The 4,294-nt window shown below is 64.3% G+C and carries 4 protein-coding genes; all 4 read right to left on the bottom strand.

What is annotated here, in order from left to right; translation table 11 throughout:
- Positions 1-84: 84 nt before the first annotated feature.
- Complete coding sequence (locus tag QZY06_RS01065; protein WP_295679065.1) at positions 85-945, bottom strand: HlyC/CorC family transporter; 861 nt, start codon at positions 943-945, stop codon at positions 85-87.
- Positions 946-1,373: 428 nt separating this feature from the next.
- Complete coding sequence (gene ybeY / locus QZY06_RS01060) at positions 1,374-1,829, bottom strand: rRNA maturation RNase YbeY (RefSeq protein ID WP_295679063.1); 456 nt, start codon at positions 1,827-1,829, stop codon at positions 1,374-1,376.
- A gap of 3 nt (positions 1,830-1,832) precedes the next feature.
- On the bottom strand, positions 1,833-2,843 hold the full coding sequence (locus QZY06_RS01055; protein WP_295679061.1) for a PhoH family protein: 1,011 nt from the start codon (positions 2,841-2,843) through the stop codon (positions 1,833-1,835).
- A gap of 12 nt (positions 2,844-2,855) precedes the next feature.
- Complete coding sequence (gene miaB / locus QZY06_RS01050; RefSeq protein WP_295679058.1) at positions 2,856-4,235, bottom strand: tRNA (N6-isopentenyl adenosine(37)-C2)-methylthiotransferase MiaB; 1,380 nt, start codon at positions 4,233-4,235, stop codon at positions 2,856-2,858.
- Positions 4,236-4,294 lie beyond the last annotated feature (59 nt).

Raw genomic sequence — 4,294 nt, 5'->3', positions numbered from 1 at the left:
TCAGACTCAGCAAGATCAGCAGCGCGGCTGCGAGCTTCATGCGCAGACCCGAAAGAAGCTTGGGCATCGCGGGATCAGCCGAGCTCAGGTCTGCGACAACGTCACTTGCAACAGGTGAACCCTGCGGCTGTCGGCGCGCTGGACGATGAACTGGAAGCGGTCGATCTGCACACTTTCGCCACGGCGCGGCATGTGGCCGATCTCGTGCATGACCAGCCCGGCGACGGTGTCGAAATCCTCGTCGGAAAAATCGGCGCCGAAGTACTCGTTGAACTCGGCGATCGGCGTCAGACCCTGGACCAGGAAGCGGCGATCGTCCTGCTTGAGGATCTGTGCGCTTTCCGATTCATCGTGCTCGTCGTCGATTTCGCCGACGATCTGCTCGAGCACGTCCTCGATGGTGACCAGACCAGCCACACCGCCATATTCATCGGCAACCAGCGCCATATGGTTGCGGCTCTTGCGGAAGTCCTTGAGCAGCACGTTGACGCGCTTGGATTCCGGCACAAACACCGCCGGCCGCAGCCAGCGGGCGAGGTCGAAGCGTTCGCTGTCCGCCGAGGTGAAGCGCAGCAGATCTTTGGCGAGCAGGATGCCGGCGATCTCGTCGCGGGAATCGCCGATCACCGGATAGCGCGAATGGCCGGCTTCGACGACTTCGCGCATCAGCTGATCCAGCGGCCAGTCGCGTTCGACGATCACCATCTGGGCGCGCGGCACCATGATGTCGCGCACCTGCAGCTGGCTGGTTTCGAAGACGCCGCGGATCATCGAGGCGGCATCGGAATCGACGAGGCCGGATTCGTGGGCGCCGTCGAGCAGATCGTTGAGGTCTTCGCGGGTCCGCGGGCCGCCAGCAAGGCGCTGGGTCAGGCGCCGCCACCAGCTGGAAGGGCTGGCTTCGGATTCGCGTTCAGAGTAGGAGCTACTGGGGCCGTCGTTCATAACCAGGAAAAAAGTACCAAGAACCATGCCGCCCGCAGCGTGTTGGTGCGCGCGCAGCCTTGACCCGCTGGTTCCCTCCTCGGGAAAGCCGCGGGCTTTCGATCAAATTTTGTCCAGTATAGGGTCTGTCGCATTTGCTTTGGTCGCTGCGTTGCAGATCAAAAGCCGCCGGGCGAGGCGCGAACCGCAGGCCATAGCCTACCTATGGTCAAGGTTCGCAACGAAGTCCCGGCGGTTTTTTGGCCGCAACCCGAAGGGGCGGGATCGTTTTTGCCCATTGCTGCCTCTCTAGTCGCGTCAATGGGTCGGCCATTGCCCGCTCCTCGTTCGTTGCACTGGGCAAAAACGACCTCCGCCGCAGCGACCAAAGTAAAGGCGACAGACCCTACCGCAATCGCTTTGCGCTTCCGTGGCTTGTTGATGCGTCGTCAATAAGGGTCGGGGAAGCCGAGTCCGGCCAGAATCGCCCGTTCTTCGGACTCCATCACTTCCGCTTCGCCATCTTCGAGATGGTCGCGGCCGAGCAGATGGAGCACGCCGTGCACCACCATGTGCGCCCAATGGGCGCGTGCTTCCTTGCCTTGTTCGTCGGCTTCGCGCATCACCACCGGCGCGCAGATCGCCAGATCGCCGAGCGGCGGGCCGTCGTCCGTTTCCTCGAAACCTTCCGAGTCGTACGGGAACGACAGCACGTTGGTCGGGTAGTCCTTGCTGCGATAGCGGCTGTTCAGCGCGGCACTTTCGGCTTCGTCGACGATGCGGATCGTCAGCTCGCCATGGGTATGGCCGAGCGCCGCCAGCGCCCATTCCCGTAGCGCTGCCGGTGCCGGCACACCGGCCGGCGGCACCCGGCGCTGGATGGTGATGTTGTGGCTGACACTCATGCCTTAGCGAAAATCCTTCGCGGCCCGCTCGCTGGCCTCGTAAGCCTCGTAGGCGCGGACGATCGTCTGCACCAGCGGATGACGGACGACATCGTTGGAGCCGAACTGCGTGAAGCCGATTTCCGGCACGCCCCGGAGCACGCTCATCGCATGCATCAAGCCGCTGGGTACGTGCTTCGGGAGATCGATCTGGGTGACGTCGCCGGTGACCACCGCCACCGAGCCGAAGCCGAGGCGGGTCAGGAACATCTTCATCTGCTCGACCGTGGTGTTCTGCGCTTCGTCGAGAATCACGAAAGCTTCGTTCAAGGTGCGGCCGCGCATGAAGGCCAGCGGCGCAACCTCGATGACGCTGCGCTCGATCAGCCGGGCAACCTTCTCGAAGCCGAGCATCTCGTACAGCGCGTCATACAGCGGCCGGAGATAGGGATCGATCTTCTGGGCCATGTCACCGGGCAGGAAGCCGAGCTTTTCGCCGGCTTCGACCGCCGGCCGCACCAGCACCAGCTTGCGCACGCGATCGCGCTCCAGCGCTTCGACGGCGCTGGCCACGGCGAGATAGGTCTTGCCGGTACCGGCCGGGCCGATGCCGAAGCTGAGCACGTTGTTGGCGATATCGTCGAGATAGGCCTTCTGCAGCGGCGAACGGCCGCGGACGACGCCGCGCTTGGTGCGGATCACCACGTCGTCGCCGTTGCGGCCGCCGGGGATCGCGGCGAGCTTCGAGCGCGGCGCGAACTCGTGCAGCGCCATGTGCACGTTCTCGCCGTCGATCGCGCCGTATTCGGTCTGATCGAACAGCGAGCGGATCGCGCTTTCTCCGGCTTCGGCCTCGTCAGCCGGGCCGATCACCACATAGCGATTGCCGCGGTTGCGGATTTCGATGCCGAAGCCGACTTCCAGCGAACGCAGATGGGCGTCGAAGCTGCCGTTCAGATTGGCGATGCGCGGTGCGTCGTCCGGGTCCAGCGAAAAATCACGCCGGGAGATCGCAACGGGGTCAGAGGTATTCAATAGTTCTTGGGGTCAGGAAACGGCGTCGGCGATGACGATTTCGCCGCGCAGGGAATTGGCCATGCTGGCGGTCACCTGCACCTCGACGAACTGGCCGACGAGACGGGCGACATCGTGAGCCGGGCCATCGAAATTGATCGAGCGGTTGCAAGGCGTCTTGCCGGTCAACTGGCTACCACCCTTGCGTGACGGCCCGGTGACCAGCACCGACTGCACAGTTCCGACCAGACGCGCGGCAAATTGTTCACCGAACTCGCGGATCCGGGCCTGCACCCGTTCGAGACGCGCCTGCTTCACATCCAGCGGCACCCCATCGCGCAGGTTCGCGGCCGGTGTGCCGGGGCGAGGCGAGTAGATGAACGAGTAGGCGGCATCGAAGCGTGCGGCTTCGATCAGCGCCATGGTCTGCTCGAAGTCCTCGTCGGTCTCGGACGGGAAGCCGACGATCAGATCGGTCGACAGGCTGATGTTCGGCCGAACCTTTCGCAGCCTGAAGATCTTGCGCAGGTAGTCGGCCTGCGTGTAGCCGCGCTTCATCATCGCCAGAATGCGATCGGAACCGCTCTGCACCGGCAGGTGCAACTGGTTGTCGAGCTTCGGAATCGAGGCGAAGGCATCGATCAGCGCATCGTTGAAATGGGCTGGATGCGAGGTGGTGTAGCGCACTCGTCCCAGACCATCGAAGCGGGCCAGGATATGCAGCAGCAGCGCCAGATCGCAGTGCGAGCCATCGGCCATGACGCCGTTGTAGGCGTTGACGTTCTGGCCGAGCAGGGTGATTTCGCGCACGCCCTGGCCGAGCAGCGAATCGACTTCGGCGAGCACGTCATCGAGCGGCCGGGAGATTTCCTCGCCGCGTGTGTACGGCACGATGCAGAAGGTGCAGTACTTCGAGCAGCCTTCCATGATCGAGACAAAGGCGCTCGGGCCTTCCGCGCGCGGTTCCGGGAGGTTGTCGAACTTCTCGATTTCCGGGAAGCGCACATCGATCGTCGGGCGCTGCGTGCGGCGCGTCTCGTCGAGCATCTGCGGCAGCCGGTGCAGGGTCTGCGGGCCGAACACGAGATCGACGACCGGCGCGCGCTTCGCGATCGCTTCGCCTTCCTGACTCGCCACGCAGCCGCCGACGCCGACGAGGCGGCCCGGCTGCGCCTCCTTCCAGGCCTTGAGCCGGCCGAGGTCCGAGAACACCTTTTCCGAGGCCTTCTCGCGCACCGAGCAGGTGTTCAGCAGCACGAGATCGGCGGATTCCAGATCCTGCACCTGCTCGTAGCCGTGCGAGGCCTTGAGGACATCGGCCATCTTCGACGAGTCGTACTCGTTCATCTGGCAGCCGAAGGTCTTGATGAAGACGCGGGCGGCGGCAGGCGTCTGGGCGGGGGAGTCGGACATGCGGGGCACGGCGGAGAGCGGGCCCGATTATAGCGGAGCGGCCCTGCGGCCCTTGCCGG

Origin of the sequence: uncultured Nevskia sp. (assembly GCF_903885465.1) — a bacterium.
Classification (GTDB): domain Bacteria; phylum Pseudomonadota; class Gammaproteobacteria; order Nevskiales; family Nevskiaceae; genus Nevskia.
The sequence above is the reverse complement of the archived record's forward strand: the minus strand, read 5'-3'. Positions and strand labels throughout refer to the sequence as shown.